The 25,229-nt window shown below is 67.6% G+C and carries 28 protein-coding genes; 23 read left to right on the top strand and 5 right to left on the bottom strand.

Annotated features, from left to right (window positions below; translation table 11 throughout):
• The first annotated feature begins 31 nt into the window (after positions 1–31).
• The 11 genes from msrA (at position 32) to M5C98_RS11770 (ending at position 9,009) form a co-directional block, all read left to right on the top strand.
• Positions 32–604, top strand: a complete 573-nt coding sequence (gene msrA / locus M5C98_RS11820) for a peptide-methionine (S)-S-oxide reductase MsrA (RefSeq protein ID WP_272552966.1) — start codon at positions 32–34, stop codon at positions 602–604.
• Positions 605–761: 157 nt separating this feature from the next.
• Positions 762–1,745: an IS5 family transposase gene (locus M5C98_RS11815; RefSeq protein WP_272547916.1), complete on the top strand. Its 984-nt coding sequence runs from the start codon at positions 762–764 to the stop codon at positions 1,743–1,745.
• A gap of 207 nt (positions 1,746–1,952) precedes the next feature.
• Entirely contained in the window at positions 1,953–2,411 is a 459-nt protein-coding gene (locus M5C98_RS11810; RefSeq protein ID WP_272552965.1) for a hypothetical protein, read from the top strand.
• A gap of 5 nt (positions 2,412–2,416) precedes the next feature.
• Positions 2,417–2,623 (top strand): hypothetical protein, encoded by a 207-nt coding sequence (locus M5C98_RS11805; protein ID WP_272552964.1) that lies wholly within the window; start codon positions 2,417–2,419, stop codon positions 2,621–2,623.
• A gap of 119 nt (positions 2,624–2,742) precedes the next feature.
• Complete coding sequence (locus M5C98_RS11800) at positions 2,743–3,225, top strand: Fur family transcriptional regulator (protein WP_272552963.1); 483 nt, start codon at positions 2,743–2,745, stop codon at positions 3,223–3,225.
• Positions 3,222–3,893 (top strand): ABC transporter ATP-binding protein, encoded by a 672-nt coding sequence (locus M5C98_RS11795; RefSeq protein WP_272552961.1) that lies wholly within the window; start codon positions 3,222–3,224, stop codon positions 3,891–3,893. Before M5C98_RS11800 ends, M5C98_RS11795 begins: the two co-directional genes overlap by 4 nt.
• Before the next feature lie 11 nt (positions 3,894–3,904).
• Positions 3,905–5,155 (top strand): FtsX-like permease family protein, encoded by a 1,251-nt coding sequence (locus M5C98_RS11790; RefSeq protein ID WP_272552960.1) that lies wholly within the window; start codon positions 3,905–3,907, stop codon positions 5,153–5,155.
• Positions 5,156–5,250: 95 nt separating this feature from the next.
• Positions 5,251–5,511 carry a hypothetical protein gene (locus tag M5C98_RS11785; protein WP_272552959.1) on the top strand — a complete coding sequence of 87 codons (261 nt, stop codon included), beginning with the start codon at positions 5,251–5,253 and terminating at the stop codon, positions 5,509–5,511.
• Between the two features lie 97 nt (positions 5,512–5,608).
• Positions 5,609–6,142, top strand: coding sequence for a DUF3299 domain-containing protein (locus tag M5C98_RS11780; RefSeq protein WP_272552958.1), 534 nt, complete (start codon positions 5,609–5,611; stop codon positions 6,140–6,142).
• Positions 6,143–6,185: 43 nt separating this feature from the next.
• Positions 6,186–6,611, top strand: coding sequence for a hypothetical protein (locus M5C98_RS11775; protein ID WP_272552957.1), 426 nt, complete (start codon positions 6,186–6,188; stop codon positions 6,609–6,611).
• A gap of 211 nt (positions 6,612–6,822) precedes the next feature.
• The gene (locus M5C98_RS11770) at positions 6,823–9,009 is read left to right on the top strand and encodes a TonB-dependent receptor (RefSeq protein ID WP_272552955.1); all 2,187 of its coding nucleotides are present in this window, start codon (positions 6,823–6,825) and stop codon (positions 9,007–9,009) included.
• A gap of 142 nt (positions 9,010–9,151) precedes the next feature.
• Here M5C98_RS11770 and M5C98_RS11765 read toward each other — a convergent pair whose 3' ends face one another.
• On the bottom strand, positions 9,152–10,447 hold the full coding sequence (locus M5C98_RS11765) for an aspartate carbamoyltransferase (RefSeq protein WP_272552953.1): 1,296 nt from the start codon (positions 10,445–10,447) through the stop codon (positions 9,152–9,154).
• Between the two features lie 296 nt (positions 10,448–10,743).
• Between M5C98_RS11765 and M5C98_RS11760 the strand changes: the two genes are divergently transcribed.
• From M5C98_RS11760 to M5C98_RS11740, 5 genes are all read left to right on the top strand, one after another.
• The gene (locus M5C98_RS11760) at positions 10,744–12,234 is read left to right on the top strand and encodes a leucine-rich repeat domain-containing protein (RefSeq protein ID WP_272552951.1); all 1,491 of its coding nucleotides are present in this window, start codon (positions 10,744–10,746) and stop codon (positions 12,232–12,234) included.
• A 41-nt stretch (positions 12,235–12,275) separates the two neighbouring features.
• Complete coding sequence (locus M5C98_RS11755) at positions 12,276–12,434, top strand: hypothetical protein (RefSeq protein ID WP_272552950.1); 159 nt, start codon at positions 12,276–12,278, stop codon at positions 12,432–12,434.
• Positions 12,435–12,632: 198 nt separating this feature from the next.
• On the top strand, positions 12,633–13,076 hold the full coding sequence (locus M5C98_RS11750; RefSeq protein WP_272552949.1) for a hypothetical protein: 444 nt from the start codon (positions 12,633–12,635) through the stop codon (positions 13,074–13,076).
• A 130-nt stretch (positions 13,077–13,206) separates the two neighbouring features.
• Positions 13,207–13,605, top strand: coding sequence for a hypothetical protein (locus tag M5C98_RS11745; protein ID WP_272552947.1), 399 nt, complete (start codon positions 13,207–13,209; stop codon positions 13,603–13,605).
• 423 nt (positions 13,606–14,028) lie between these two features.
• Positions 14,029–14,982 (top strand): AEC family transporter, encoded by a 954-nt coding sequence (locus tag M5C98_RS11740; protein WP_272552946.1) that lies wholly within the window; start codon positions 14,029–14,031, stop codon positions 14,980–14,982.
• A gap of 39 nt (positions 14,983–15,021) precedes the next feature.
• On the opposite strand, the gene pdxH is transcribed toward M5C98_RS11740, so the two are convergent.
• Both pdxH and M5C98_RS11730 read right to left on the bottom strand, forming a co-directional pair.
• Positions 15,022–15,675: a pyridoxamine 5'-phosphate oxidase gene (pdxH, locus tag M5C98_RS11735; protein ID WP_272552945.1), complete on the bottom strand. Its 654-nt coding sequence runs from the start codon at positions 15,673–15,675 to the stop codon at positions 15,022–15,024.
• Between the two features lie 28 nt (positions 15,676–15,703).
• Positions 15,704–16,300: a gamma-glutamylcyclotransferase gene (locus M5C98_RS11730; RefSeq protein ID WP_272552943.1), complete on the bottom strand. Its 597-nt coding sequence runs from the start codon at positions 16,298–16,300 to the stop codon at positions 15,704–15,706.
• Positions 16,301–16,358: 58 nt separating this feature from the next.
• Here M5C98_RS11730 and M5C98_RS11725 point away from each other — a divergent pair, with 58 nt between their 5' ends.
• The gene (locus tag M5C98_RS11725) at positions 16,359–16,889 is read left to right on the top strand and encodes an OmpA family protein (protein WP_272552942.1); all 531 of its coding nucleotides are present in this window, start codon (positions 16,359–16,361) and stop codon (positions 16,887–16,889) included.
• A gap of 115 nt (positions 16,890–17,004) precedes the next feature.
• Here the strand turns inward: M5C98_RS11725 and M5C98_RS11720 are convergent, their stop codons facing one another.
• Positions 17,005–17,973 carry a threonine ammonia-lyase gene (locus M5C98_RS11720; protein ID WP_272552940.1) on the bottom strand — a complete coding sequence of 323 codons (969 nt, stop codon included), beginning with the start codon at positions 17,971–17,973 and terminating at the stop codon, positions 17,005–17,007.
• A gap of 114 nt (positions 17,974–18,087) precedes the next feature.
• Between M5C98_RS11720 and M5C98_RS11715 the strand changes: the two genes are divergently transcribed.
• On the top strand, positions 18,088–18,561 hold the full coding sequence (locus M5C98_RS11715) for an Lrp/AsnC family transcriptional regulator (protein ID WP_272552939.1): 474 nt from the start codon (positions 18,088–18,090) through the stop codon (positions 18,559–18,561).
• Here the strand turns inward: M5C98_RS11715 and M5C98_RS11710 are convergent, their stop codons facing one another.
• On the bottom strand, positions 18,562–19,590 hold the full coding sequence (locus M5C98_RS11710) for a LacI family DNA-binding transcriptional regulator (RefSeq protein WP_272552938.1): 1,029 nt from the start codon (positions 19,588–19,590) through the stop codon (positions 18,562–18,564). It lies immediately after the preceding gene.
• Between the two features lie 171 nt (positions 19,591–19,761).
• Here M5C98_RS11710 and M5C98_RS11705 point away from each other — a divergent pair, with 171 nt between their 5' ends.
• The 5 genes from M5C98_RS11705 (at position 19,762) to edd (ending at position 25,215) form a co-directional block, all read left to right on the top strand.
• Positions 19,762–20,340 carry a gluconokinase gene (locus tag M5C98_RS11705; RefSeq protein WP_272552937.1) on the top strand — a complete coding sequence of 193 codons (579 nt, stop codon included), beginning with the start codon at positions 19,762–19,764 and terminating at the stop codon, positions 20,338–20,340.
• Between the two features lie 17 nt (positions 20,341–20,357).
• On the top strand, positions 20,358–20,897 hold the full coding sequence (locus tag M5C98_RS11700; protein WP_442867282.1) for a TRAP transporter small permease: 540 nt from the start codon (positions 20,358–20,360) through the stop codon (positions 20,895–20,897).
• Positions 20,898–20,907: 10 nt separating this feature from the next.
• On the top strand, positions 20,908–22,188 hold the full coding sequence (locus M5C98_RS11695) for a TRAP transporter large permease (protein WP_272552936.1): 1,281 nt from the start codon (positions 20,908–20,910) through the stop codon (positions 22,186–22,188).
• A 58-nt stretch (positions 22,189–22,246) separates the two neighbouring features.
• Complete coding sequence (locus M5C98_RS11690; protein ID WP_272552934.1) at positions 22,247–23,257, top strand: TRAP transporter substrate-binding protein; 1,011 nt, start codon at positions 22,247–22,249, stop codon at positions 23,255–23,257.
• A gap of 149 nt (positions 23,258–23,406) precedes the next feature.
• Complete coding sequence (edd, locus tag M5C98_RS11685) at positions 23,407–25,215, top strand: phosphogluconate dehydratase (RefSeq protein WP_272552932.1); 1,809 nt, start codon at positions 23,407–23,409, stop codon at positions 25,213–25,215.
• Positions 25,216–25,229 lie beyond the last annotated feature (14 nt).

Genomic DNA, 25,229 nt, shown 5'->3' with positions numbered 1-25,229 from the left:
GCAAAAAACACATCTTATCGGAGTAGCTCATATGTCGCAAAATTCGACGCTAGACGGCGGAAATACTCAATTGTCTGCTATCACTTTAGGAAGCGGCTGCTTCTGGTGCACCGAAGCCGTGTTCGACCGCGTTCGCGGCGTGACCGACGTGGAAAGCGGCTACGCCAACGGCCGCGCACCCAACCCCACCTACGAGGACGTCTGCACGGGCACCACCGGCCATGCCGAGGTGGTGCGGCTGACGTTCGACCCCGCCGTGATCGCGCTGCGCGACCTGCTGGAGATCTTCTTCGCCACGCACGACCCCACCACGCTGAACCGCCAGGGCAACGACGTGGGCACGCAGTACCGCAGCGGCATCTACACCGAGACCCCCGAGCACCAAAGCGAAGCCGAGGCGATGGTGCGGCAGATGTCGCAGGACAAGCTGTTCGGCGCCCCGATCGTGACCGAGGTGGTGCCGCTCAAAGGCTACTGGCCGGCCGAGGACTACCACCAGGACTACTTTCTGAACCACCCCGGCCAGGGCTATTGCGCCTTCGTGGTGGGCCCGAAGGTGGAGAAATTCCGCAAGACGTTCACGCGTTTCCTGAAGCCGGACTGATGCGGCGGCGCCAGCACGGCCCCTGGCAGGACACCATCGAATCAACCGAAAGTTACGTAAATCATCGGCAAAACCCCGGTGTTTTTGTCTAGGGAAGGTCTGCAAAACCTCCCCGCCTGATCCTCCCCCAGCGCCAAGCATTCAAGACAATGGCGCCATGGATCAATACACCCTGGGCCTGGACCCACTGCCCAAGAAGACCCGCAAGGAGATCTTCCTCGAAGAGATGAACCAGGTTGTGCCCTGGGCAACGCTGGTGGCCCTCATTGCTCCGTTCGCCCGGGGCGCGCACCAGGCCCTGGGTGGCCGCCCTCCATTCCCCATCGAAACCATGCTGCGCATCCACTGCCTGCAGCTGTGGTGGAACCTGAGCGATCCGGCCATGGAAGAAGAACTGCACGAGCGGCCCCTGTACCGCCGCTTCGCCGGCCTCGATGGTGCAGCGCGCATGCCCGATGAGACCACCATCTTGCGTTTCCGCCATCTGTTGGAGAAGCACCAACTGGCTCCGCAGGTGCTGGCTGCCATCAACACCGGTCTGGCCCAGCAGGGCCTGATGCTCAAGACAGGCACCATCGTGGACGCCACCATCATTGCAGCGCCCAGTTCGACCAAGAACAAAGAGGGTGAGCGAGACCCCGAGATGCATCAGACCAAGAAAGGCAACCAGTGGCACTTCGGCATGAAGGCGCACATTGGCGTGGATGCCGACTCGGGACTGGTGCACACCGTCATCGGCACAGCCGCCAACGTCAACGACGTGACGCAGGCAGCAGGCCTGCTGAATGGCAAAGAAAAGCATGCCTGGGGCGATGCAGGCTACCAGGGCGTGGACAAGCGCCAGGAGATGCAAGGGAGCAAAGCCAAGGCCAAGATCAAGTGGCACGTGGCCATGCGCCCGGGCAAACGCAAGGCACTTGATCCCGAGCGGGAACTTCACAAGCTGCTGGACAAAGCCGAGCGCCTGAAGGCCAGCGTGCGAGCCAAGGTCGAACACCCGTTCCGCGTGATCAAGCAGCAGTTCGGCTACGCCAAGGTGCGCTACCGAGGTCTGGAAAAGAACACGGCGCGCCTCATGATGCTGTTTGCGCTGGGCAATCTGTGGATGGCCAGGAAGCGGATCCTGGCGCTGCAGGGATAGGTGCGTCTGCGGGGTGCCGAGGTGGCGCCGCAAGGGCTGAAACGGGCCTGTAAACCGTGCCAATCGGGCCTAAGCAGCGGATTGCGCAGGAATCAGGCGGACCTTCCGTTCAACATCAGGCTGTGCCGGGCTGACGAATGGGGTTTTGCAGACCTTCCCTAGACTTCCGCCTGTCGAAACAAAACAAAACGAAGCGGAGGTCGAACCGTGTCGGCAGGTGCAGAGAATGAACCCCGGTGGCTGGAATATTGGCGGGAGAACATGGAGGCGCTCGGTATTCCCGTGCCCGCCACCGCGTTCCCGAATTACGCGTTGATCGTGGGCACCATCAAGACCCTGGTGGACGCCGCCCGGGTGCATGGGCCGCGGGTGACGGTGGGCGAACTGGTCGTTGCCGGCACGCTGCCCGAGCGGCTGGCCATGCTGGGCGCGCTGGGCGTGGCCTACTTCGCCGGGGCGGCGGTGGGCAGCGCGGCCGTGGCCACCGGCCGGGTGATCTCGGGCGGCACCGGCCTGTCGGACGTGCTGTTCTATGCGTCGCGCCACGGCTTTCTCAACCCGCAGGTGGGCACGGTGCTGCAGACCCACCCGCAGATCTACCAGCGCCAGCACGCGGGGCGGCTCACCCTGGCGCTGTCTCCGCAAAGCCTGTCGCGGCTGAGGTGAATCCCATGGCTCCATCCCCCTTCAAAGACGGAACGTACTTGCTGGTCACGGCATTGGCGTGCGCGGGCGCATCGTGGCTGGCATTCGCGTATTTCGGGCAGGCGGTGTTCTACGGGCTGTTCGGGCTGTCCTGGCTGGCGCTGGGCCTGGACAACGCCAGGCTGCGGCGCAAGCTGAAGCGGCTGCAGGAAGAAAAGCAGCCGCCCCCGTAAAGGCCAGGGCCGGGGCGGGCGGGGCCGCGCAAAGCTGCCATAATGCAACCCGTTTGCGTTACCAAACCCTTTGCAAAGCCCGTTCCCGGCGCCATCGCCTGCGCCGCGGGCCGCCCGCCATGCCCCGTTCTCCCCACTCCGATCCCTCCGCGCCCCGCGCGCTGCCGCCCGGCCTGCGCTCCACCCGCGCCACGCGCGCGCTGCTGGCGTTGATGTCCTCGCAGCCCTCCGTCGCGGTGTCCGGCGCGGAGGTGGAATCCGCCCTGGCGCGCCGGGGCGTGGTGGTCAACCGCGTCACGGTCTACCGGCTGCTGGACCGGCTGGCCAGCGCCGGGCTGATGCGCCGGCACATCGATGCCCAGCGCGTGGCCCGCTACACCCTGGTGGGCCACAAGAGCGAGCCGGCCGCGCCGCATTTCGAATGCAATGACTGCCACCGGCAGTTTCCCGTCACCGAGGGCGCAGCGCCGCTGCAGGCGGCCGCGCGCCAGATGCTGAAGGCCCTGGCCTCCGCCGGCCACGACCTGCTGTCGCTGGACGTCGCCGTGCGCGGCCGGTGCGCGGTGTGCGCGCAGTCCGCGCATCCCGGGGACGGCGAGTGATTCGCACACAGGCGCTGGCATTCGCCCACGCCGGCATCGCACCGCTGCGGTTTCCGGATGTGGACCTGCCGCAGGGCGGGTGCCTGCTGCTGCAGGGCCGCTCCGGCTCGGGCAAATCGACTTGGCTGGCCCTGGTGGCCGGGCTGCGCCGCGCGAGCGCCGGCACGGCCGAGGTGGCCGGCCAGGCGCTGGACCGCCTGGGCGGTGCGGCGCACGATGCCTGGCGTGCGCGCCAAATCGGCTTCGTGCCGCAGACACTGCACCTGAGCGCCGCGCTCACCGTGGCCGAGAACCTCGCGCTGCCGTACTTCGCCGCCGGGCTGCCGCGCGATGCCGCCGCCATCCACGGCGCACTCGACCGCCTGGGCGTCGCCGGGCTGGCGGCGCGCCGGCCGCATCAACTGTCGGGCGGTCAGGCGCAGCGCGTGGCCCTGGCGCGCGCCGTGCTGCTGTCGCCCCGGGTGCTGCTGGCCGACGAGCCCACCGCCAGCCTGGACGACGAGGCCGCCGCCGATGCGCTGGCGCTGCTCACGGCCTGCGCCGAGGCCTGCGGCGCCAGCCTGGTGGTCGCCACGCACGACCGTCGCGCAGCGCAGGCCCTGGCGGACCGGCCGGGGAGCCAGCGGCTGGATCTGAATGAAATCGGCCTCCAGCGCAATAAACCCTAGGGCATGCCGCTATGAAAAATATAGCAAACGTCCTGGGCCTTTCGTGGCGCTACCTGTGGTCGCGCCCGCTGCCGGCCGCGCTCAACCTGCTGCTGCTCGCGCTCGGGCTGGCCGCAGTCACGCTGGTGCTGCTGGTCAGCCGCCAGATCGACCAGGCGTTCGAGCGCGACGTGCAGGGGATCGACCTGGTGGTGGGCGCCAAGGGCAGCCCGCTGCAGTTGATCCTGGCGGGCGTGTTCCACATTGATGTGCCGCCCGGCAACATCGCCCTGGCCGACTTCGAGGCGCTGGCCCGCCAGCCGCTGGTGGCCGAGGCCATTCCGCTGAGCCTGGGCGACAGCTTCTCGGGCTACCGCATCGTGGGCACCACGCCGCAGTACCCGGCGCACTACGGCGCCGCGCTGGCCCAGGGCCGCCTGTGGCAGCAGCCCATGGAGGCCGTGCTGGGCGCCACAGTGGCGCGCGCCATGGCCAGCGCCGCGCAGGATACCGCGCCAGGGCAGGGCGATGCGTTGCTGGGCCGGCGGTTCGTGGGCAGCCATGGCCTGGCAGGTGGCGGGCACGCGCACGGCGACCACCCCTACACCGTGGCGGGCGTGCTCGCGCCCTGCGGCTGCGTGCTGGACCGGCTGGTGCTCACCGCCACCGAATCGGTGTGGACGGTGCACGAGACCGCGCAGGCCGACGACCCCGACGACCTGGAGGCGCTGCGCCAGGAGCGCGAGGTGACGCTGGCGCTGGTGCGCTACCGCAGCCCGCTCGCCGCCGTGACCCTGCCGCGCACCATCAATGCCGACACGCCCATGCAGGCGGCCGCGCCCGCCGTCGAGGTGACGCGCCTGCTGCGGCTGCTGGGCGTGGGCGCCGACGTGCTGCAGGCCTTCGGCGCGGTGCTGCTGGGCGTGGCGGCGCTGAGCGTGTTCATCGCGCTGTGGAACGCCGTGCGCGAGCGCCGGGCCGACCTGGCCATGCTGCGCATGCTGGGCGCCTCGCCCGCGCGCGTGGGTGGCCTGCTGCTGGCCGAGGCGCTGTGGCTGGCGCTGATCGCCTCGGCCCTGGGCCTGGCGGGCGGCCATGCGCTGGCGGCGGTGGTGGGCTGGATGCTGCAGGCGCAGAACGCCATGCCCGTCACCGGCGCGCTGTGGCTGCCCGAGGAATGGGCCGTGCCCGGCCTCGCGGTGGCCGTGGCGGTGGTGGCGGCGCTGCTGCCGGCCGTGCAGGCGTACCGGGTGGACGTGGCCGACCTGCTGGCGCGGCCTTGAATCTTGAATGCCTGGATGCATGACGCCTGGATGTGCGGACAGCCCCGAACCCTTTCCCCTGTTTCGTCACCCCCCTTCCTGAAAGGACTTTTTCCATGACCGCCACCTCCCGACTCCGCGCCCTGGCGCTCGCGCCGCTCTTCCTGCTGGCCGCCGCCGCGGCCCAGGCGCAGCCGCATTCCGACGCCGACACCCAGGCCGACATCCAGCGCCACCGCGCCATGGCCGCCGCGCACGAGGCCGCCGCCAAGTGCCTGGAATCCGGCAAGGGCCACGACACCTGCGAGAAGGAATTGCAGGCCGCGTGCAAGGGCCTGGCCATCGGCAAGTTCTGCGGCATGAAGCACCAGCATTGATCCATCCCCGGGCCCGACACCCGCCGGGCGCTGCGACAATCGCACCGGCCGGGCAGGGCGCCCAGCCGCCGTTCGCCGCCTTTTTTGAGGACCCCGCATGAAAGCCATCCCCTTCGCATTCGCCGGCCTGCTGGCCTGCGGCGTGGCCGGGGCGCAGGCGCCGGACGGTGCCGGTGCCGCGCTGTCGTCCCCGCTGGGCGGCGGCGGGCTGCCGCCGGGCAACGGCGCCGGCTACCACAGCCCGCAAAGCCCGATCAAGCCGCTGCCCACGCGCAGCGACGTGGTGCCTTGGTCCACGCTGACCAACCTGCAGAAGAAAACCCTCAAGACCCGCATCGAGCCCGTCTTCAACCCCGAGCAGAAGGCGCTGGACCAGACGGTGCAGCGCGTGCAGGGCTTCATGGTGCCCATGACGGCCAAGCCGCAGCAGCGGCACTTTCTGCTCACCTCGGTGCCGCTCACCTGCGCCTTCTGCATTCCCGGCGGGCCGGAGAGCATGGTCGAGGTGAAGGCCTCGTCGCCCGTCACGTATTCGCTCGAACCCGTGGTGGTCGAGGGCCGCTTCGAGACGCTGCGCAACGACGAGTACGGCCTGTTCTACCGCATGGTCGACGCCAGGCCCGTCCAGTGATGCGGGCGCTTCGCTGAACAGACCCGCCGCCCCCACGTTCCCCATGACACCCGCGCGCCCGCAGCCACTGCCGCACCGCCAACGCATCGCCGTCTGGTGGATCGCGTTCGCGCTGCTGCTGGCGCCGTTGCTCGGCCGCATGCACCAGGTGGTGCATGGCGGGGCGCCGGGCCTGGCCTCGGCCTCCGTCTCCTGGCCGGCGGGCCTGGCGCACCATGCCACGGCGCCCATGGCGCCCGATGCGCGGCCAGGGCAGGGCGGCGACGCGCTCCACGCGTTGTTCGCCGGCCACCATGGCGCCGACTGCCAGTTGCTGGACCAGTTGCTGCTCGGGGGCGCGCTGCTGGCGGCGCTGGTGCTGCCGACGGTGCACGGCGCCGCGCAGGCACCGCTGCCGCAACACGCCTCGCATGCCGGCACGCGGCAGCGGTCGGCCTTTCTCGCCCGCGCGCCCCCTGCACAGGGCTGAAGCGCGCACCCCCTGCGGCCGCCGGCTGCAGCGCGGGTTGACTCCTTTTTTGATAGCTACCTGCCCTAGATGAATATGCGCTGGTGGCACTTTTTTGCCTGACTGCCTGCACTGCGCTGGGGCCGTCTCGCCGGCCTGGGCGTTGCCCGGCCGGTGCGGATGGCGCCGCGCGTGCAGGCCGCCGCTCTCTTTTTTCGTGAAGCCTTTTTCCATGAACTCCCACATCTCCACCACCGCGCGCGGCCCCCGCACCGCCGCTTCGCGCCGCGCCACGTTGCGCCCGCTGGCCTGGGCCGCACTCCTTGCGCTGGGTGGCCCCGGCCTGGTGCCGGCCGTGCATGCCCAGTCGGCCGCCGCCACCGTCCAGGCACCTGCCGAGGCCGCACCCACGCCCACCGCCCGCCTGCCCGAGGTGACCGTCACCGGCAACCCGCTGGGCGCCGCCACCGTGATCGCCCCCGCCGCACAGCTATCGGGCGATGCGCTCACCTTGCGCACGCAGTCCACCCTGGGCGAGACGCTGGACGGCCTGCCGGGTGTGAGCAGCACCTACTTCGGCCCCAACGCCAGCCGCCCCATCATCCGCGGGCTGGACGGTGACCGCATCCGCATCCTGCAAAACAGCGGTGCCACGCTGGACGCCTCGGCCCTGAGCTTCGACCACGCCGTGCCCACCGAGGCGCTGGTGACCGAGCGCATCGAGGTGCTGCGCGGCCCGGCGACGCTGCTGTATGGCGGCAGCGCCGTGGGCGGCGTGGTCAACGTGATCGACAACCGCATTCCCCGCGAGCCCATCAACGGCGTGACCGGCAAGGCCGAGGCGGCGGCCGCCACGGGCAACGGCGAGCGCTCGGGCGGCGCCATGGTCGAGGGCGGCAATGACCGCTATGCCCTGCACGTGGACGTGTTCGACCGCGACACCGACGACGTGCGCGCCCCGGCCGACCTGGCCTGCGAAAAGCCCGGCTCGCCGGGTCTGGCGCGCCGCATCTGCAACTCCGCCAGCCACACGCGCGGCGGCGCGGTGGGCGGCACGGTGTTCTTCGACCGTGGCTACCTGGGCGCCTCGGCCAGCACCTACCGCAACGACTACGGCACCGTGGCCGAGGACGACGTGACCATCGGCATGCGCTCCAACCGCTATGCGCTGGACGGCGAGTGGCGCATCGACGCCGGCCCGCTGCAAAGCATCAAGATGCAGGCCAGCCACACCGACTACGTGCACACCGAATACGAAGGCGGCGAGGCCGGCACCACCTTCCGCAACCGGGGCAACGACCTGCGGCTGGAGGCCAGGCACGCGCCGCTGGGCGCGCTGCAGGGCGTGATCGGGCTGCAGGCCGAATCGTCGCGCTTCTCCGCGGTGGGCGAAGAGGCCTTCGCGCCCTACAGCCGCAGCCGCTCCACCGCGCTGTTCGCGCACGAGGAACTGGCCACGGGCTGGGGCAAGCTGACCTTCGGCGCCCGCACCGAGCAGGTGAGCGTGGAATCGTTCGGCAGCGCCGACACGGACCGCTTCGAGACCGGCAAGCACACCTTTCACCCGCACAGCGCGGCGGTGGGGGCGCTGGTCAACCTGGCGCCCGATTGGCAGCTCACCTCCAACCTGTCGTACACGCAGCGCGCGCCCAAGGACTACGAACTGTTCGCCAACGGCCCGCACATCGCCACCGGCGCCTGGGAGACGGGCGACAGCCGCCTGGGGCTGGAAAAAGCGACCAGCATCGACGTGGGCGCCGCGTGGAAGAGCGGCCCCGACCGCTTTGCCGTCACCGCGTTCTACAGCCGGTTTTCCAATTACATCGGCCTCACGCCCACTGGTGCCAGCCTGACGGAAGACGGCGAGCGCGTGCCCGCCGGCACCGCCGACGCGCTGCCCGAGTACCGCTACGAGGGCGTGCGCGCCAAGTTCTACGGCCTGGAGGCCAGCGGCAGCGTGCGCCTGGTGGGCGAGAGCGGCCTGGCCAGCGCCACGCTGTTCGGCGACACCGCTTCCACGCTCGACCTGCAACTGCGCGGCGACATCGTGCGCGCGACCAACGAAGACACGGGCGAGCCGCTGCCGCGCATCGCGCCGATGCGCGTGGGCAGCACCCTGGCCTGGGCCAGCGGACCGTGGCGTGCCGGCGTGGGCTTCGACCACCTGGCCGCGCAAGACCGCGTGCCCAGCGACGGCACCCGTGCCACCGGCGCGTACACGTTGTGGAACGCCTCGCTGGCCTACCACCAGCAGGTGCAGTTCGGTGCCACGCGCAGCAATCTGCTGTGGTATGCGCGCCTGGACAACATCACCGACAAGCTGGCCTACAGCGCCACGTCGATCCTGACCACGACGGCATTTCCGAAGTCGCCGCTGCCGGGCCGCAGCTTGAAAGTAGGGGTGAAGGCGACGTTCTGAGGCCAACAACCGCCCAGGTTGTCGCAGCACCGCAGGCCCATAGGCCAACAGGCGCATAGGCGCCTGCGGTGCGCCGGCTGACTTTCTCATCCGCTCATGGGCTCACGGCCTCACCGTGAGCGCTGGCAGTGCAGCGCCGGCTTCAGTCCAGCCCGTCGAAGTCCGCATCGTCCGGCCCGACGTGCGCTGGCGATACCCAGCTCGCGTCGCGCATCGAACGCGCCACCTGTTTCTCCACCCCCATCAGCACCGCGAAAAGCGCCATGCGGATGGGGATTCCGTTGTCGGTCTGCCTGAAGATCGCAAGCCGGGGGTCATGGTTCAGGTCCACGCTCAAATCGTTCGCGCTGGGCCGTTCGTCCCGTGGCAAAGGGTGCATCAGGACGGTGTCCGGTTTGCACACCCGGTCCACCAGCGCCTTGCACACCTGAAAGTCGGGTGCGTACCCCTCTATCGCCTCGCCATCGGCAAACCGCTCTTTCTGCACGCGCGTGGCGTACACCACATCGGCCCCGCGCAGGCCGTCTTGCAGCGACGACGTCTGCTCTATCACGTGGCCCTGGTTCGCCACCAGTTCCACCAGGTAGGCGGGCATCTCCAGCGAACGCGGAGCGATCAGCGTGAATTTCAGGCCCCGGTACAGCGACAGCAGCCGGATCAGCGAATGCACCGTGCGGCCATATTTGAGGTCACCCACCATCGCGATGTGCGTGCCGTCGATCAGCTTGCCGATGCGCGAGAACTCGCGCTGGATCGTGTAGAGATCGAGGATGGCCTGGCTGGGGTGTTCCCCCGGCCCGTCGCCCGCATTGATGACGGGAATGTTGGTCGCCCGCGCGAACTCGGCCACCGAGCCCTGCGCGGGATGGCGCACCACCAGCGCATCCACGTAGCCGCTCATCACGCGGCTGGTGTCGTAGATGGACTCGCCCTTGGCCATCGAAGAAAAGGTGAAACCGGTCGTGTCGCAAACGGTGCCGCCAAGCCGGCAAAAGGCCGCGCCGAAGCTCACGCGCGTGCGCGTGCTGGCCTCGAAAAACAGGCTGCCGAGAACGGCCCCTTCCAGAACGCGCGTGACCTTCTGCCGACGCGCAATCGGCTGCATCACGTCGGCCACCTGAAACAGCTCTTCGAGGCTCCCACGATCGAACTGCGAGACCGACAGCAACTGCGGTTTGCCTTCGGCCCCGATCCGCTTGACGAGCGGGGCCGGGTCTGCTCGTTCGCTGCCTGGCGAATTGCCCGTTGCTGTGCTTCGAAGAATCTCGGAGACGAACCGGGCCGCCATCTCCGGCATGGCGCGAGCCTCTTTGGAGTCGGATGGCAACAGCCATGTGTCCAAGGCACGGCGGCGGACTCCAAGCCGATCCGAGAACGCATCCCGGGTGAGGTTGAGGCGGCGCATTGCGTCCCGCAGAAGGTCTTGCTGCTGATTCATGCCGAAAGTGTACGCTTTGCGTTTTTTGAAGATACGCATTGCGTATTTAATGCTCGACTCCAGGAGCTTTTGCGATGGACGCTATCGGCCAAACAGGCGGTCTTGCTCACGCTCCACGTCCCACTCACCTTCGGCGCCGCCCCAGTTCGAGGACCAGCCTCGGCGGTGAAGGCGCCAACTGGACACACTGTCCAGCAAGCTTGCGAACGTGCCCTCTATGATCCACGCGCAGCGCACATAGGGCGATCATCCCAAGCCACAGCGCCCACCTGAAACAACCCTCTCAGTCCAACGCCATGGCAACCAAAAAATCCAAATGGACGAACAGTTCGTTTTCCCCCATCCAGGTGCTCAACCACACCAGTGAGCTGAACCTGGAGCGCTTCACCAGCGAAGACCTGGACCCCATTGCCGGCTGCGATGATGTGCAAGCGCTGTGCCTGCGCAGCAGCAAGATGGCCGAGCCCGTGGACCTGGCGCGCATCGCCCACATCACCAGCCTGACCTCCCTGCTGCTGGATAGGGTGAAGTTCACTAACCTCGCCGCGCTGCGCGCGCTGCCCCGCCTTCAGACGCTGTACATCGACAACTGCCGGTTCTCGGACTTCGAGGCGCTCAACGGCTTTCAGGCTCTGAGCGACCTGACTCTGCGCAACAACAAAAAGGCGATGTTTCCTGCGGGGCTGGACCTGCCGCAGCTCCAGTCCCTGCACCTGTCGAGCAACGGTATCACGGACCTGAGCTTTGTCGATGGGTATGCGCGCAGCTACCCCGGCATGGTCAAGCTGGACCTTTCGGGCAACCAACTCAGCGACCTGTCCCCCCTGATCGCGTGCACCCAGGTAACGGAACTGAACCTGAGCTTCAACGAGATCAGCGACTTGTCACCGTTGGCGGCATGCCCTCAGATCGTGAAGCTGAACGTGGGGTACAACCCCATCAGCAGCCTTGCGCCCCTGGCGGGCCGCAAGTTTGTGGACTTTCACGCCAGCGCGCCGCAGCTCGAGGAGCGGCTTGCCCTGAAGCTGGACTTGCCCCCGCAGCCCCAGGAACACCAGCCCGAGAACATGGAAGCATGGCGCCTGGCCGCCTTGATGCAGGCCAAGAACTGGCCTGCGGTCTACGCCATCACCGACCTGGACCTGCTGGCCCGCGGCTTCTCCAGCTTTGTGGGTGACCACTACGACGAGGAGGCCCTGCACGGCGTGCTGGCCCACCCGGCCGAGGGCGCCTTCCACACCCTGGTGGCCAATGGCCTGCGCCCGCACTACACCGAGGAATGGGCGGTGCTGGTAGAGGTGCTCAGCAGCTTTGGCGAGCGCACCATCGCGCCGATGACCGAGTGCTTTCACACGGCGCTGGCATGGCACCCCTACCGGCAAGAGTTCCTGGCCGGCAAGCTCAAGAGCGACCACGCCACCATCATGAACGTGCTGCTCAAGGTGGCCAGCCCGGCGTACACCGACCTCTTCCTCGCCTTCTTCAACGACCGCGACCGCTTCTCGAACGCGCACCTTGGCAACTACAAATGCCTGCTCGAAGTGGTGGGCAAGACCAAGGCGCCGCAGCTGGTGGAGCCCATCATGGACCTGCTGCGCCTGGAGCGGCACATCGTCGGTGGCGACGCCGTCTTCATGAAAAGGATCTTCAAGGCCATTGGCCAACTGGGCAGCAAGGCCGACGCCGCTGTGCTGACCAGCCGGTTCGATGCCGCCGCCGAAGACCGATCGGATGTGCTGCAAGCGTATGAGGCGGCGCTGGCGCGTTTGGAAAAGAAGAAAGTGTGATGCGCGGATCGATAAGGACGGCTTTGGGCCTTGAGCCGACGATGAAAAACGCCACCCGGAAGCTGCCATTGATTTGCTGCCCGCTGGCTCACAGTCCCAAACGTGCTGTTGAAAGTTCCGGTCTCTGCCTGCTGGCAAGCTATAGTTTGCCGAGTAAACGCCTGCCGGGTTTCGCGGAGTTTTTATGCCTGGATGTTTAAACAGGCTATCACCTGAAAACCTATGCTGCAAGCCAATTCCAGGAGGAATCAGTGTCCAGAATATTCCGCACGGTTCACTTTATCCCGCAGGTTTTGCGGGATAAATCACGTTAGCAATCCAATGGAGGCCATAGCGAAGCTCGAACTGGAGTACTTCCGCCTCAGATTTGGATACGGCAGCGGCGAGGCGTGCGTCGATTGGCAAGTGAACGCTTGCAATACGATCAAGAGGGTGATGACCTTGAAGTAGTTCTTCTCGCGGGCGCGCGTGGACGCGACGAAGTTCTGCCTCTTGTCGAGGTGATCATTGATCGTTACTGCGGAAGCATGCGACTGGATGACGAGTTTGCCGCCGGGAAGTACTTGGTGACGCTGCGCTCCGAATACGTTCAAGCGCGAGCAACAATTGAGTCGGTGGATGCTGTGCTCTCCATTCTTTACCCGAAGCTCGGCTATCCCAATTGGCTTGTTATTCTTGCGCGCAATTGTGAATACGCGACCGATGTCCCAGCTTTTAAGGAATCATTCGAACGTGAGTTTGAGTATGTCACTTCGTTGTGGGCCTCGGCCGCAAACAAGGCAGCGTTTGAGGCCCAGTACAGCCGTGAAATCTCAAATCAGCATGATGCGAAGTATTGCTAACAGGTTGCTCGTCGCGGACGGGCAGCGTCACATTGCCGCTTCGCGCCCATGCTGCCTGCCGGATAGCGCCAAGTTATGCCTCTCAAGCACTTCGCTAGCATTCCTTACGCCACCTGCTCTTGATCCAACCATGAGAAATGACACGAAGCCAGATGAAGCCTTTGATGAGGGGTTCCAAGGCATTAGCCGGTCTCAACTTGAAGCAATGAACGATCTTGCGCTTGCAGAGTGGCAGTCCGGATGGAAACCAAGAACAGCCAAAGACATTCTTGCGGAAAAGGAATGGCAACGTCGGATGTTTGTAAGGCAGTTGCAAGAACAGTTCAAACTCGACTCCAAGCTCTCCGAAGCAACAAATCGAGCAATGCAATTTGCAGCAATCATTGGTGTTCTCGGCACCTTGGCTGGTGCTGGCGTAGGAGCCTATGCCACGTTCAAGGCAGGTAGCGCCCAAATTTCGACATCAGCAGGCCAACCCCAAACGCAATCCACACCCGCCAAGGTGCCAGCATCTTCAGCCAGCAAATGAACTCTTGGGCAAAAGCACTCATCGCCGTAGCTCTATCGAGGCATAACATTTCATTTAAGAACGGATGGCCTACAGCCCCCGTTTAATTCAGACGTTGAACGTCCGCTTTCATCTGCCGCCACAGACCGCTCCTGGCCGATGGCGGGCGCTCAGCATCGTAGCCCAGCCGTACGCTCCTCCTTGGATGGGCAGTAAAACCTGCTCAAGTTCGGGGGTGCGTTTACTGCAGTGTCGTGCCGCACCGTGCGCGACAGGTTAGTCCGTCGATCGACGACAGTTGCGGTCCACTCCTGTTGACGGTTCAACCGCGAGCACGGCAAGCGATTAATCGGAAAACTGCGGCACGATAATCCAAGGCTTTGCCCGAGTGCCTACCTGGCCGCCCGTGCAAGCTTTTTCCTTTTTTGCTGCAGGACCGCCGCCGTGAATTCCCCCGTCTTCGCTTCCATGATCCCGGTGATCCTGTTCATCGCCATCGGCTTTCTCGCCGGGCGCCTGGGCTGGGTGCGGGCGTCGGCGGTCAAAGATTTGTCGAACCTGGTTTTTCTCGTGCTCACGCCCGCGCTGCTGTTTCGCACCATGGGCACGTCGCGCGTACAGGACCTGAACTTCGAGCCGGTGGGCCTGTACTTTCTGGCGGCCGGGTTGGTGTTCGTGGTGTCGCTGGCGGTCATGGGCTTTTCCACCCGGTCGGCGGCGTTCGGGCTGGCCAGCATGTTCAGTAACACCATCATGATCGGCGTGCCGCTGGTCGGGCTGGTCTATGGCCAGGAAGGGCTGGTGACCCTGTTCACGCTGATCTCGCTGCATGCGCTCATCCTGCTCACGGCGGCCACGGTGGTGTTCGAGCTGGCGCAGGCGCATGAAAGCCAGCGCGACGGCCGCAGCCCGCCGCGCCCCATGCTGCACACGGTGCTGCAGGCGGTGCGCAACGGCATCCTGCACCCGGTGCCGCTGCCCATCCTGGCCGGGCTGCTGTTCGCGCAGACCGGCCTGCACCTGCCCGAGGTGGTGGACAAGCCGCTGCAGCTGCTGGGCATGGCGCTCGGCCCCATGGCGCTGCTGCTGGTCGGCGTGACGCTGGCGTTCAGCAAGGTGGGGCGCCATGCGCGCGATGCGCTGCGCATTTCGCTGGTCAAGAACGTGGCGCACCCGTTGCTGCTGCTGGCGCTGGCCTGGGCCTTCGGCTTGGGCGGCACCTCGACGGCGGTGATGTTCCTGGCCGCGTCGCTGCCGGTGGGGGCCAACGTCTTCTTGTTCACGCAGCGCTACGACACGATGCAGGACGAGGTGACGGCCAGCATCGCTGTTTCTACCGCACTCGCGCTGGTGACGGTGCCGCTGATGCTGGTCGCCGCGCAGCGGTTTTTCCACTAAAGGGTGGCGCCGGGCCGGGGCGCCGACCGGTCTTGGGCGTCAGGGCGCGAGGCGCTCGCGCACCCACTGGTCGCCCTCGGCCCGGTAGCGCAGCCGGTCGTGCAGCCGGCTCTTTCGGCCCTGCCAGAACTCCCATTGCTCGGGCTTGAGGCGATAGCCGCCCCAGTGCGGGGGGCGCGGCGGGCTGAGCAAAAACTGCGCGCCGTACCTGGCCGCGTTGGCCACCAGCACGCCGCGCCCGGGGATCACCTGGCTTTGCGGGCTGGCCCAGGCGCCGATGCGCGAGTCGAGCGGGCGGCTCTTGAAGTATGCGTCGCTTTCGGCGGCGTCCACTTTTTCCACGGTGCCTTCGATACGCACCACGCGCTCCAGCTCCACCCAATGGAACTGCAGCGCCGCGAACGGGTTGCCGGCCAGTTGACGGCCCTTGCGGCTGTCGTAGTTGGTGAACCAGACGATGCCGCGCTCGTCATAGCCCTTGACCAGCACGATGCGCGTGCTGGGCCGCAGGTCGGGGCCGACGGTGGCCAGGGTCATGGCGTTGGGTTCGGGCACCTGGGCGGCCAGGGCCTGCTGCAGCCACTGGTCGAACTGGGCCAGGGGATCGGCCAGGGAGGCGTCTTCGCTGAGTTCCGCGCGCTCGTAGCTCTTGCGCAGGTCGGCGATGGAGGAGGAAAGGGGGCTGCTGCTCATCGGGCGATTGTGCCCCGGCGCGCCGCGGTCAGCGCTTGCGGCCGGGCGCCAGCGCCAGCAGCTTGCCCAGCGCCCGGTCGTGGATGCCCAGGCGGCGCAGTTCGTCGTAAGTGGCCTGGGCGTAGTCGCGCGTGGTGCCGTAGATGCCCGTGGCCTGCTCGAAGATGCGGCGGTATTCGTCGTCGGGCAGCACGCCGGCGTGGCTCGGGCTGCGGCGCGACAGGGTGAAGGCGAGGGCGCGCACGGTGCCCTGTGGCGTCTGGCAGGGCAGCCAGCGCGGGTCATACACCGCCAGCGCCATCTCGCGCTGCCAGAGGTTGACCAGGGTCTGGCGGGCGTGCTCGCGGTCCACGCGGAACACCATGCCGCGGCAGCTGCCGCCCGAGAGCATGCCGAACACCAGACCGGGCCGCTCGGGCGTGCCGCGGTTGATGCGGCTCCACATCTTGAGGGCGCGATGCCAGCCGTGCACGCGGGCCGGGCGCTGCTCGGCGAAGTCAAAATCGGGCCGCCAGATCAGCGAGCCGTAGCCGAAGATCCACAGATCGTCGTGGCCGCCCCATTCGTCCAGGGTGCGCTGGAGCAGGGGGGCGGGGTCGCGCAGGGGGGCGGGCAGCGGCGTCATGACTCTACAATCGCGGGTTGTCTTCAGCCCCCATTATTTACTTTACGGAGTTCTTTCCATGGCCTTCAGCAGTTCCGACGACGACAGCCCGCAACGTTTTGCCCTCGGGTTCCTGTTCGCGCTGATTGCCCTGGTGGTGTCCTCGGTGGTGGGTGTCACGGTGTACAAGCAGCGCAGCCTGGCGCGCGCACCGGTGGTCGAGCCCGCCGCCGTCGTGGTCGCACCCGCCGGCACGCTGGTGGTGGCCGAGGACGAAGTGGCCCGCGTGGTGGTGGATGGCGGCGTGGTCCGTTTCTATTTCGCCTCTGGCCGCTCCGACCTGGCAGCGGGCGCCGCGCCGGCCCTGGCTGACGTGTCCCGCGCCGTGGCCGAAGGCCGCTCGGTGGTGGTCTCCGGCTTCCACGACGCCACGGGCGATGCCGCCGCCAACGCGCAACTGGCAAAGGACCGCGCCTTGGCCGTGCGCGACGCGCTCAAGACGGCCGGCGTGCCCGAAGAGCGGATCGACCTGCGCAAGCCCGCCGTCACGCAAGCCGGTGGCAACAACGCCGAAGCCCGCCGCGTCGAGGTCACGCTGGCGCCGCTTTGAACCGGGCTTGAGGGAGGATTGCCGCGGGCCCGCCGCCAGGCTCAGCCCCGATGCCCCGACAGCAAGCCCGGTCCGCCGGGCTTTTTCTTTGGGCGCCGCGTTCCCGAAAGGGGCCTCAATGCAGCCACTGCGCGATCTGCTGCGGGGTGAGGTTGCTGCCGCACAGCACGGTCGCCAGCTTCTGCGAGCGCAGCGCGGGGTGTTCCATCACGGCCGCCACGCCGACGATGCCGGCGGGCTCCACCATCAAGCCGGCCGTCTGGAAGACCACCTGCATCGCGCGCCGGATGGCCACATCGTTCACCAGCAGCACGTCGTCCACCAGGCCTTGCATGTCGTCCAGCGCCTGCGGGACGGGGCGGCGCACCGCGATGCCATCGGCGATGGTCTGCGTGGCGGGCCGCTCGATCAGCCGGCGGGACTTCCAGGAGGCGGCCATGGCATCCGCGCCTTCCGCGCAAACGCCAATCACCCGCGTGGCCGGCGCATGGGCTTTCGCCCACAGGCCCATGCCGTTGATCAGCGCGCCGTTGCCCAGGGGCACCAGCAGGGCATCGAAGGTGTCCCGCGCAAGCATCTCCAGCGCGATGGTGCCGGCGCCTTCGCTGATGCGGGGCTCCAGCCCATCCTCGACCAGCAGCGCGCCGGACGACGCGCAAAAGCGCCGTGCCTCTTCCTTCGCCGTGTCGAAGTCGTCGCTGTGCAGGCGCACCTCGGCGCCCATCGCACGCATGCGCTCGACCTTGAAAGCATTGGCCGTGGAGGCGGTATAGACCACCAGCGGCCAGCCGCGGGCGCGGCACACATAGGCCATGGCCTGCCCCCAGTTGCCGGCCGTGGCGCAGACCAGGGGCCGGCCGGCCAGGGCCGCAGCGTTTTCCTTGAGGAGGAAGTCGGCGCCGCGCCCCTTGAAGGAGCGCAGCGGGTTCAGCGTTTCGACCTTGAGCGTCAGGGCGGCGCCCAGTGCCTGGCTCAGCGGCTCGCATTCGTACTGCGGGCTGTGGAGAAACACGGGATCGATCAGGGAGGCCGCACGCTCGATGTTGCGCAGCGAAAGCCGGTGGGGGGTGTCGATAATGGTCATGCCCAAAGTATGCGAACCGGGGCGGTGCGTCGGGCCGCGATTCCACCCCCTGGCGCAACGCTTCGCCGCATCCGGGGTGCCTTTCGTGCAGCTTTTTCGCGCCCCTCCGACGCCATGACCCTCGACGCCTTCGACCGACAGATCCTTGACCTCTACCAGCGGGACACCCGCGTGCCCAGCGAGCAGATCGGTGCGCGCATCGGCCTGTCCCCCGCCGCCGTGCAAAGGCGGTTGAAGCGCCTGCGGGAGGCGGGCGTCATCCGTGCAGAGACCGCCCAGCTCGATTGCACCCGGCTGGGCCTGGGCATCACGGCCATCGTGCAGGTCGATCTGATCGACGAATCGGCACGCGCCACGCGGGCCTTCCGGGAGACCGTGGGGCAGCGCGGCGAGGTGCAGCAGTGCTACGGCGTGGCCGGCAGCGTGGACTATGTGCTCGTTGTCATCGTGCCCGACCTGGCGGCCTACGAGGCTTTTTGCGAAGCATGCCTGCTGCACGACCCCAACGTGCGCAGCTTCACCACGCAGATCGTTCTGGACGCGCACCAGCGCGGCGCACCGCTGGCCATCCCCGCGCTGGATCGGTGATCAGGTGCTGCCGCGCACGATGAGTTCGTAGCCCAGCTCGACGCAGCCCGGCCCGTTGGGCGCGCCGCGCATCAGCCCGAGCAGCATCGCCGCGCCGGCGCGCCCGACTTCGGCGCGCGGCGTGCGCACGGTGGTGAGCGGCGGCACCATCTGGTCGCTGCCGGCCAGGTCGTTGAAGCCTGCCACCGCGATCTGCGCGGGCACGGCCACGCCCAGCCGGTTGGCGGCCAGAAGCCCGCCCTGGGCGATATCGTCGTTGCAAAAAAAGATGGCATCCACTTCCGGCATGCGTCGCACCACTTCTTCGAAAAGCCGCGCGCCCAAAGCCACTGAAGAGCGCTCCGGGCTCAACACTTCCAAGGCCGGGTCGTACAGGCCGGCCTCGCGCAGGCAGCGCCGGTAGCCTTCGGCGCGTTGCAGCGTGCGCGGGTCCAGTTGCGCGGCGCAAAAGGCGATGCGTCGGCGGCCCCGGTCCAGCAGGTGGCGGGTGATGGCAGCGCCCGCATCGGTCTGCGAAAAGCCCACGCAGGCGACGTCCGGCGCCGTGCTGGTTTCCATCAGGTGCACGCAGGGCACGCCGCTGCGGGCGATGAGCTGGCGCGCGGTTTCGCTGCGGTCAAAGCCGGTCACCAGCAGGCCAGCGGGCCGGTGGGGCAGGTAGGTGCGCAGCAGCAGTTCCTCTTCGGTGGTGTCGTAGTGGGTCACGCCGATGAGGGGGTGAAAGCCCTCGGGGAACAGTGTGCGGTGCACGGCCTCCAGCAGATCGACGAAGAGCGTGTTGGAGAGCATGGGCACCAGCACCAATACCTGGGTGCTTCGCTGGGAGGCGAGGGCGCGTGCCGCCGGGTCGGGCACGTAGCCCAGGCGGTCGGCCGAGGCGCGCACGCGCTCGGCCAGTTGTGCGTCCACGCTGCGTTCGCCGCGCAGCACGCGAGACACGGTGATGGGACTCACGGCGGCATCGCGCGCCACGTCATCGAGCGTGATGCGGCCGCTGGAACGGCGGGGGCGTCGGGTGGCGTCGGTCAAGGGTTAATCCGGAGCAGTCTGGGTGGCATTGTTTCCTAAGATAGCGCTATCTTTCACAGGGTAAACAAGCATTGGGGGCCTGCGGCGTCTCTGCCGGTGTTGCCCTCCATGCCACCCAGCCCTGCAACCGGCGGTGCGGCCCCCAGGCCCCACCGCATTTCTTCAAATGCAATGGATAGCGCTATCTCAATCTTTCGCCCCCAGGCCATCGTCGTGATGGGCGTATCGGGCTGCGGCAAATCCAGCGTGGGCGAGTCCTGCGCGCAGGCCCTGGGCTGGACGCTGCACGAAGGCGACGCGTACCACGCCCCCGAGAGCATCGCCAAGATGCGGGCCGGCACGCCGCTGACCGATGCCGACCGCGCTGGCTGGCTCGGTCGGCTGGCCGGGTTGCTGGCCTCCAGCGAAGGCGGGCAGGGCGTGGTGCTGACGTGTTCCGCGCTGCGCCGCAAATACCGTGACCGCCTGCGCGAGGCGCACCCGGCGCTCGGCTTCGTCTTCCTGAAGCTGGAATACGACGAAGCCTTGGTGCGGGTGCAGTCGCGGCCCGGCCATTTCTTTTCGCCCGCGCTGGTGGCCGACCAGTTCGCCACGCTGGAATCGCCCGAGGGCGAGCCCGGCGTGCTGACGCTCGATGCCACCCAGCCCATCGCCACGCTGGTGCAGGACGCCGTGGCCTGGGTGCGCGGCCCCCAGGGTTTCGCCCCTGAAAAAACAGGCCGCGGCCCAGCGGCAGGAGACAACGCATGAGCATTCCGCAGCCGCCGATGAGGGATCCGGCCGCCCCTTCCACCCCGTCTTCTTCCACGGCAGAGCCGCCCCGCCGCAAGCCGGCACTGCAGCGGCTGGCCGAACTGTTCATGGTGCTGGCGCTCGCCGGCATGGTGGTGGCGGTGTTCGTCAACGTGGTGCTGCGCTATGTGTTCCACACCAGCATCGTGTCGTACGAGGAGGTCTCGCGCCTGCTGTTCGTGTGGCTGGTGGCGGTGGGCTCCATCGTCGCGGCCTTCGAGGGCAAGCATCTGGGCTTCGACATGCTCACATCGCGCGTGAAGGGCGGAGCGCGCAAGGGCCTGTTCTGGGTGAGCCAATTGCTCGTGGCGGTGTGCATGGTGCTGCTGTTGAAAGGCTCCTGGGAGCAGGTGGTGGCCGGCATGAGCAGCTACAGCACGGTGCTGGGCTATCCCCTGGCGCTGGCCGCTGCCGCCACGCTGGTGCTGGCGGCCGGTCTGCTGGTGGCGCTGGTGTTCGACCTGCTGCGCGGCGAGCCGCCCACGCCGGCCGGCCCGGCGGGCGACATCGAATAAGGGGCTGGACATGATCGTGACCGCGATTTTTCTGCTGGTGCTCATCGGCGGCATGGTGATCGGCATGCCGATCGCCCACGCGCTGGTGCTGACGGGCGTGGCCCTGATGTGGCACCTCGATTTTTTCGATTCGCAGCTGCTCGCGCAGAACCTGCAGGCCGGCTTCGACAACTTTCCGCTGCTGGCGGTGCCGTTCTTCATCCTGGCGGGCGAGCTGATGAATGCGGGCGGGCTGTCGCGCCGCATCATCGACCTGGCGCGCGCCTTCGTGGGCCACATCCGCGGGGGCCTGGGTTTCGTGGCCATCGGCGCCGCGGTGCTGCTGGCCTCGATGAGCGGCTCGGCCATCGCCGACACCGCGGCCCTGGCCACCATCCTGCTGCCGATGATGCGCCAGCAGAACTACCCGCCCAGCTACAGCGCGGGCCTGCTGGCATCGGGCGGCATCATCGCGCCGATCATTCCGCCGTCGATGCCCTTCGTGATCTACGGGGTGACGACCAACACCTCCATCAGCAAGCTGTTCCTGGCGGGGGTGTTTCCCGGCCTGATGATGGGCATCTTCCTGATCCTGGCCTGGTGGTGGATCGCCCGCAAGCACCAGTTGCCGTCCATGGAGCGCGTGGCGTGGGGCGCGCGCATGAAGGCGCTGGTCCGCAGTTTCTGGGCCATGATGATGCCGGTCATCATCCTGGGCGGTCTCAAGGGCGGCATCTTCACGCCGACGGAAGCCGCCGTGGTGGCCGCGGTCTATGCCCTGTTCGTGTCGATGTTCGTCTATCGGGAACTCACCTGGCCCCAGTTGTACGAGGTGTTCCTGGCGGCGGGCAAGACCACCGCCGTGGTGATGTTCCTGTGCGGCGCGGCCACCGTGACGGCCTACATGATCACCCTGGCCGACCTGCCCGCCATGCTGGCGGACAGCTTCTCCGGGGTAATGGGCAATCCCATCGTGTTCATGGCGCTGATGATGCTGTTCCTGCTGGTCGTGGGCACGGCCATGGACCTCACGCCCACCATCCTGATCTTCGGGCCGGTGTGCCTGCCGCTGGCGGTGAAGGCCGGCATCGATCCGGTGTACTTCGGCTTCATGTTCATCTATGTGGGATCGCTCGGCCTCATCACGCCACCCGTCGGCACGGTGCAGAACGTGGTGGCGGGGGTGGGCGGCTTGCGGATGGAGACCGTCATCAAGGGAACGACGCCGTTCCTGCTGATGTACATGGTGCTGCTGGTGCTGTTCGTGCTGTTCCCGGTGCTCATCACCGGCCCGCTGCGCTGGATGCACTGACCCGTCTGTCCAGCCATTTTCATTTTTCGTCAGCGTTTTCAACATAAGGAGACAAGCAATGCGCATCCGTTTCGCTCTCGCCGGCCTGGTGGCCGCACTCGTGGCCGCCGGGGCCGCCCAGGCCCAGGACTTCAAGCCGCGCCTCGTGCGCTTCGGCTACGGCCTGGTCGATGATTCCAACCAGGGCCGCGCGGCGCGCCTGTTCGCGCAGGAAGTCGAGAAGGCCACCGGCGGCAAGATGAAGGTGCGGACCATCGGCAACGCCGCCCTGGGCTCCGACACCCAGATGCAGCAGGCGCTGATCGGCGGCGCGCAGGAAATGATGGTGGGCTCCACCGCCACGCTGGTGGGCATCGCGCCCGAGATGGCGGTGTGGGACACGCCGTTCCTCTTCAACAACGTGAAGGAAGCCGATGCGGTGCTCGACGGCCCGGTCGGCGAAAAGGTCAAGGCCAAGCTGGAGCCCAAGGGCATGGTCGGGCTGGTCTATTGGGAGAACGGCTTTCGCAACCTCACCAACAGCAAGCGACCCGTCAACAAGCTGGAAGACCTGGGCGACATCAAGCTGCGCGTGATGCAGAACAACGTGTTCCTCGACAGCTTCAAGGCCCTGGGCGCCAACGCGGTGCCGCTGCCGTTCTCCGAACTGTTCACCGCCCTGGAAACGCGCGCGGTCGATGGGCAGGAGAACCCGTTCAATACGGTCGTGTCGAGCAAGTTCTACGAAGTGCAGAAGTACCTCACGGTGACCAACCACGTCTATAGCCCGTGGATCGTCACCGTCAGCAAGAAGTGGTGGGACACCCTCTCCGCCGCGGAAAAGAAGGTGCTGCAGGACGCCGCCGTCAAGAGCCGCGACTTCGAGCGCAAGGACACGCGCGAAGAAGCCGCCAAGGCCCTGGCCGACCTCAAGACCAAGGGCATGCAGGTCAACGAACTGCCCGTGGCGGAGGCCAACCGCATGCGCGAAAAGCTCGCCAGCGTGAACACCGGCATCGCCAAATCGGTCGGGCAGGACACCTGGGACGCGGTGAACGCCGCCGTCAAGCAGGCCCGCGGCGCCCAATAAACCGGCACGCCTGGACACCTCCCACCCCGCCCGCCAGCCGCTCTGCGGCCAGGGATTGGGGGAGGTGGAGACATGCCCCTTGCCTACAGACGGAGCGGCCTGCGGGTTTACCATGGGCGCTCCGCCAGCCCGTTGCCAACACTGCCAGCATGCCCATCCACGACACCGTTGAAGCCGTCACCCGGCGCATCCGCGAGCGCAGCGCGCCCACCCGCGCCGCCTACCTTGCCCAGCTCGAAGCCCATGCCCACCGCGACCGCGGCGCCGACCGCCTGGGCTGCGCCAACGTGGCGCACGCCTTTGCCGGCATGCCCGGCAACGACAAGCTGCGCGTGGTGGCGCAGAAGGCGCCGAACGTCGGCATCGTCACTGCCTACAACGACATGCTCTCGGCCCATGCGCCGCTGCAGCACTACCCCGATCTGATCAAGGACGAAGTCCGAAAGCACGGCGCCACGGCGCAGGTCGCCGGCGGGGTGCCCGCCATGTGCGACGGCGTCACGCAGGGCACGCCCGGCATGGAGCTGAGCCTGTTCAGCCGCGACGTGATCGCCATGGCCACGGCGGTGTCCCTGAGCCATGACGTGTTCGACGCCGCGCTCATGCTGGGCGTGTGCGACAAGATCGTGCCGGGCCTGCTCATCGGCGCGCTGCAGTTCGGCCACCTGCCCACCGTCTTCGTGCCGGCCGGGCCCATGACCTCGGGCCTGTCGAACAACGCCAAGGCCAAGGTGCGCGAGCAGGCCGCCCAAGGCCTGGTGGGCCGCGCCGAACTGCTGGCCGCCGAATCCGCCGCGTACCACAGCGAAGGCACCTGCACGTTCTACGGCACCGCCAACAGCAACCAGATGCTGCTGGAAGCCATGGGCCTGCACGTGCCCGGCACCGCCTTCATCAACCCCGGCCAGGCGCTGCGGCAGGAGCTGACCCGCGAGGCCGCACGCACCGTGCTCGGCCCCGCGTGCCCGCCCATCGGCAAGGTCATCGACGAGCGCGCCATCGTAAACGCCATGTGTGCCTTGCTGGCCACGGGCGGCTCCACCAACCACCTCATCCACTGGGTGGCGGTGGCACGTGCGGCCGGCATCGTCATCGACTGGGACGACTTCGCCGCGCTGTCGCACGCCGTGCCGCTGCTGGCCCGCGTGTACCCCAACGGCAGCGCCGACGTGAACCAGTTCCAGGCCGCGGGCGGCCCGGGCTACGTGCTGCGCGAACTGCTCGATGCCGGCCTGATGCACGAAGACGTGCTCACCGTGCGGCCCGGCGGCATCCACGAATACACCCGGCTGCCCCATGGCGACGCCGAAGGACGCCTGGGCTGGACCGACATCGGCGCCAGCGGCGACGACGGCGTGCTGCGCCCGGCCACCGCGCCGTTCAGCGCCACGGGCGGCCTCAAGCTGCTGCAGGGCAACCTGGGGCGCAGCGTGATCAAGGTTTCCGCCGTGCCGGAAGACCGCCATGTGATCGAAGCGCCCGCCGCCGTGTTCGGCTCGCAGGCCGAACTGCAGGCCGCCTTCCAGGCCGGCCAGCTGGACCGCGATGTGGTCTGCGTGGTGCGCTGGCAAGGGCCGCAGGCCAACGGCATGCCCGAGCTGCACAAGCTGACCCCCCCCCTGGCCGTGCTGCAAGGCAAGGGCTACCGCGTGGCGCTGGTGACCGATGGCCGCATGAGCGGCGCCTCGGGCAAGGTGCCCGCCGCCATCCATGTCTCGCCCGAAGCCAACGCTGGCGGCGCGCTGACGCGGGTGCAGGACGGCGACGTCATCCGGCTCGACGCCGTGGCTGGCACGCTCGATGTGCTGGTCGATGCCGCCACCTGGCAGGCCCGCACGCCCGCCGTGCTGCCGCCTGCGCAAGCGGAAGACAGCGCCCGCGGCTGGGGCCGTGAACTGTTTGCCGGATTCCGGCGCAACGCGCTCAGCGCAGAAGAGGGAGCCTGCTCGTGGCTGTGAACGACGACGACACC

This window comes from Acidovorax sp. NCPPB 3576, from assembly GCF_028473605.1.
In the GTDB taxonomy this organism is placed as follows: domain Bacteria; phylum Pseudomonadota; class Gammaproteobacteria; order Burkholderiales; family Burkholderiaceae_C; genus Paracidovorax.
This window is presented reverse-complemented; position numbering and strand designations above follow the sequence as displayed.

What these genes read in the sequence shown, in the direction of transcription:
- msrA (WP_272552966.1), top strand. Translation starts at nt 32, where the DNA reads ATGTCGCAAAATTCGACGCTAGACGGCGGAAATACTCAATTGTCTGCT.
- M5C98_RS11815 (WP_272547916.1), top strand. Translation starts at nt 762, where the DNA reads ATGGATCAATACACCCTGGGCCTGGACCCACTGCCCAAGAAGACCCGC.
- M5C98_RS11805 (WP_272552964.1), top strand. Translation starts at nt 2,417, where the DNA reads ATGGCTCCATCCCCCTTCAAAGACGGAACGTACTTGCTGGTCACGGCA.
- M5C98_RS11800 (WP_272552963.1), top strand. Translation starts at nt 2,743, where the DNA reads ATGCCCCGTTCTCCCCACTCCGATCCCTCCGCGCCCCGCGCGCTGCCG.
- M5C98_RS11790 (WP_272552960.1), top strand. Translation starts at nt 3,905, where the DNA reads ATGAAAAATATAGCAAACGTCCTGGGCCTTTCGTGGCGCTACCTGTGG.
- M5C98_RS11785 (WP_272552959.1), top strand. Translation starts at nt 5,251, where the DNA reads ATGACCGCCACCTCCCGACTCCGCGCCCTGGCGCTCGCGCCGCTCTTC.
- M5C98_RS11780 (WP_272552958.1), top strand. Translation starts at nt 5,609, where the DNA reads ATGAAAGCCATCCCCTTCGCATTCGCCGGCCTGCTGGCCTGCGGCGTG.
- M5C98_RS11775 (WP_272552957.1), top strand. Translation starts at nt 6,186, where the DNA reads ATGACACCCGCGCGCCCGCAGCCACTGCCGCACCGCCAACGCATCGCC.
- M5C98_RS11770 (WP_272552955.1), top strand. Translation starts at nt 6,823, where the DNA reads ATGAACTCCCACATCTCCACCACCGCGCGCGGCCCCCGCACCGCCGCT.
- M5C98_RS11765 (WP_272552953.1), bottom strand. Translation starts at nt 10,447, where the DNA reads ATGAATCAGCAGCAAGACCTTCTGCGGGACGCAATGCGCCGCCTCAAC.
- M5C98_RS11760 (WP_272552951.1), top strand. Translation starts at nt 10,744, where the DNA reads ATGGCAACCAAAAAATCCAAATGGACGAACAGTTCGTTTTCCCCCATC.
- M5C98_RS11755 (WP_272552950.1), top strand. Translation starts at nt 12,276, where the DNA reads ATGAAAAACGCCACCCGGAAGCTGCCATTGATTTGCTGCCCGCTGGCT.
- M5C98_RS11745 (WP_272552947.1), top strand. Translation starts at nt 13,207, where the DNA reads ATGAGAAATGACACGAAGCCAGATGAAGCCTTTGATGAGGGGTTCCAA.
- pdxH (WP_272552945.1), bottom strand. Translation starts at nt 15,675, where the DNA reads ATGAGCAGCAGCCCCCTTTCCTCCTCCATCGCCGACCTGCGCAAGAGC.
- M5C98_RS11730 (WP_272552943.1), bottom strand. Translation starts at nt 16,300, where the DNA reads ATGACGCCGCTGCCCGCCCCCCTGCGCGACCCCGCCCCCCTGCTCCAG.
- M5C98_RS11725 (WP_272552942.1), top strand. Translation starts at nt 16,359, where the DNA reads ATGGCCTTCAGCAGTTCCGACGACGACAGCCCGCAACGTTTTGCCCTC.
- M5C98_RS11720 (WP_272552940.1), bottom strand. Translation starts at nt 17,973, where the DNA reads ATGACCATTATCGACACCCCCCACCGGCTTTCGCTGCGCAACATCGAG.
- M5C98_RS11715 (WP_272552939.1), top strand. Translation starts at nt 18,088, where the DNA reads ATGACCCTCGACGCCTTCGACCGACAGATCCTTGACCTCTACCAGCGG.
- M5C98_RS11705 (WP_272552937.1), top strand. Translation starts at nt 19,762, where the DNA reads ATGGATAGCGCTATCTCAATCTTTCGCCCCCAGGCCATCGTCGTGATG.
- M5C98_RS11700 (WP_442867282.1), top strand. Translation starts at nt 20,358, where the DNA reads ATGAGGGATCCGGCCGCCCCTTCCACCCCGTCTTCTTCCACGGCAGAG.
- M5C98_RS11695 (WP_272552936.1), top strand. Translation starts at nt 20,908, where the DNA reads ATGATCGTGACCGCGATTTTTCTGCTGGTGCTCATCGGCGGCATGGTG.
- M5C98_RS11690 (WP_272552934.1), top strand. Translation starts at nt 22,247, where the DNA reads ATGCGCATCCGTTTCGCTCTCGCCGGCCTGGTGGCCGCACTCGTGGCC.
- edd (WP_272552932.1), top strand. Translation starts at nt 23,407, where the DNA reads ATGCCCATCCACGACACCGTTGAAGCCGTCACCCGGCGCATCCGCGAG.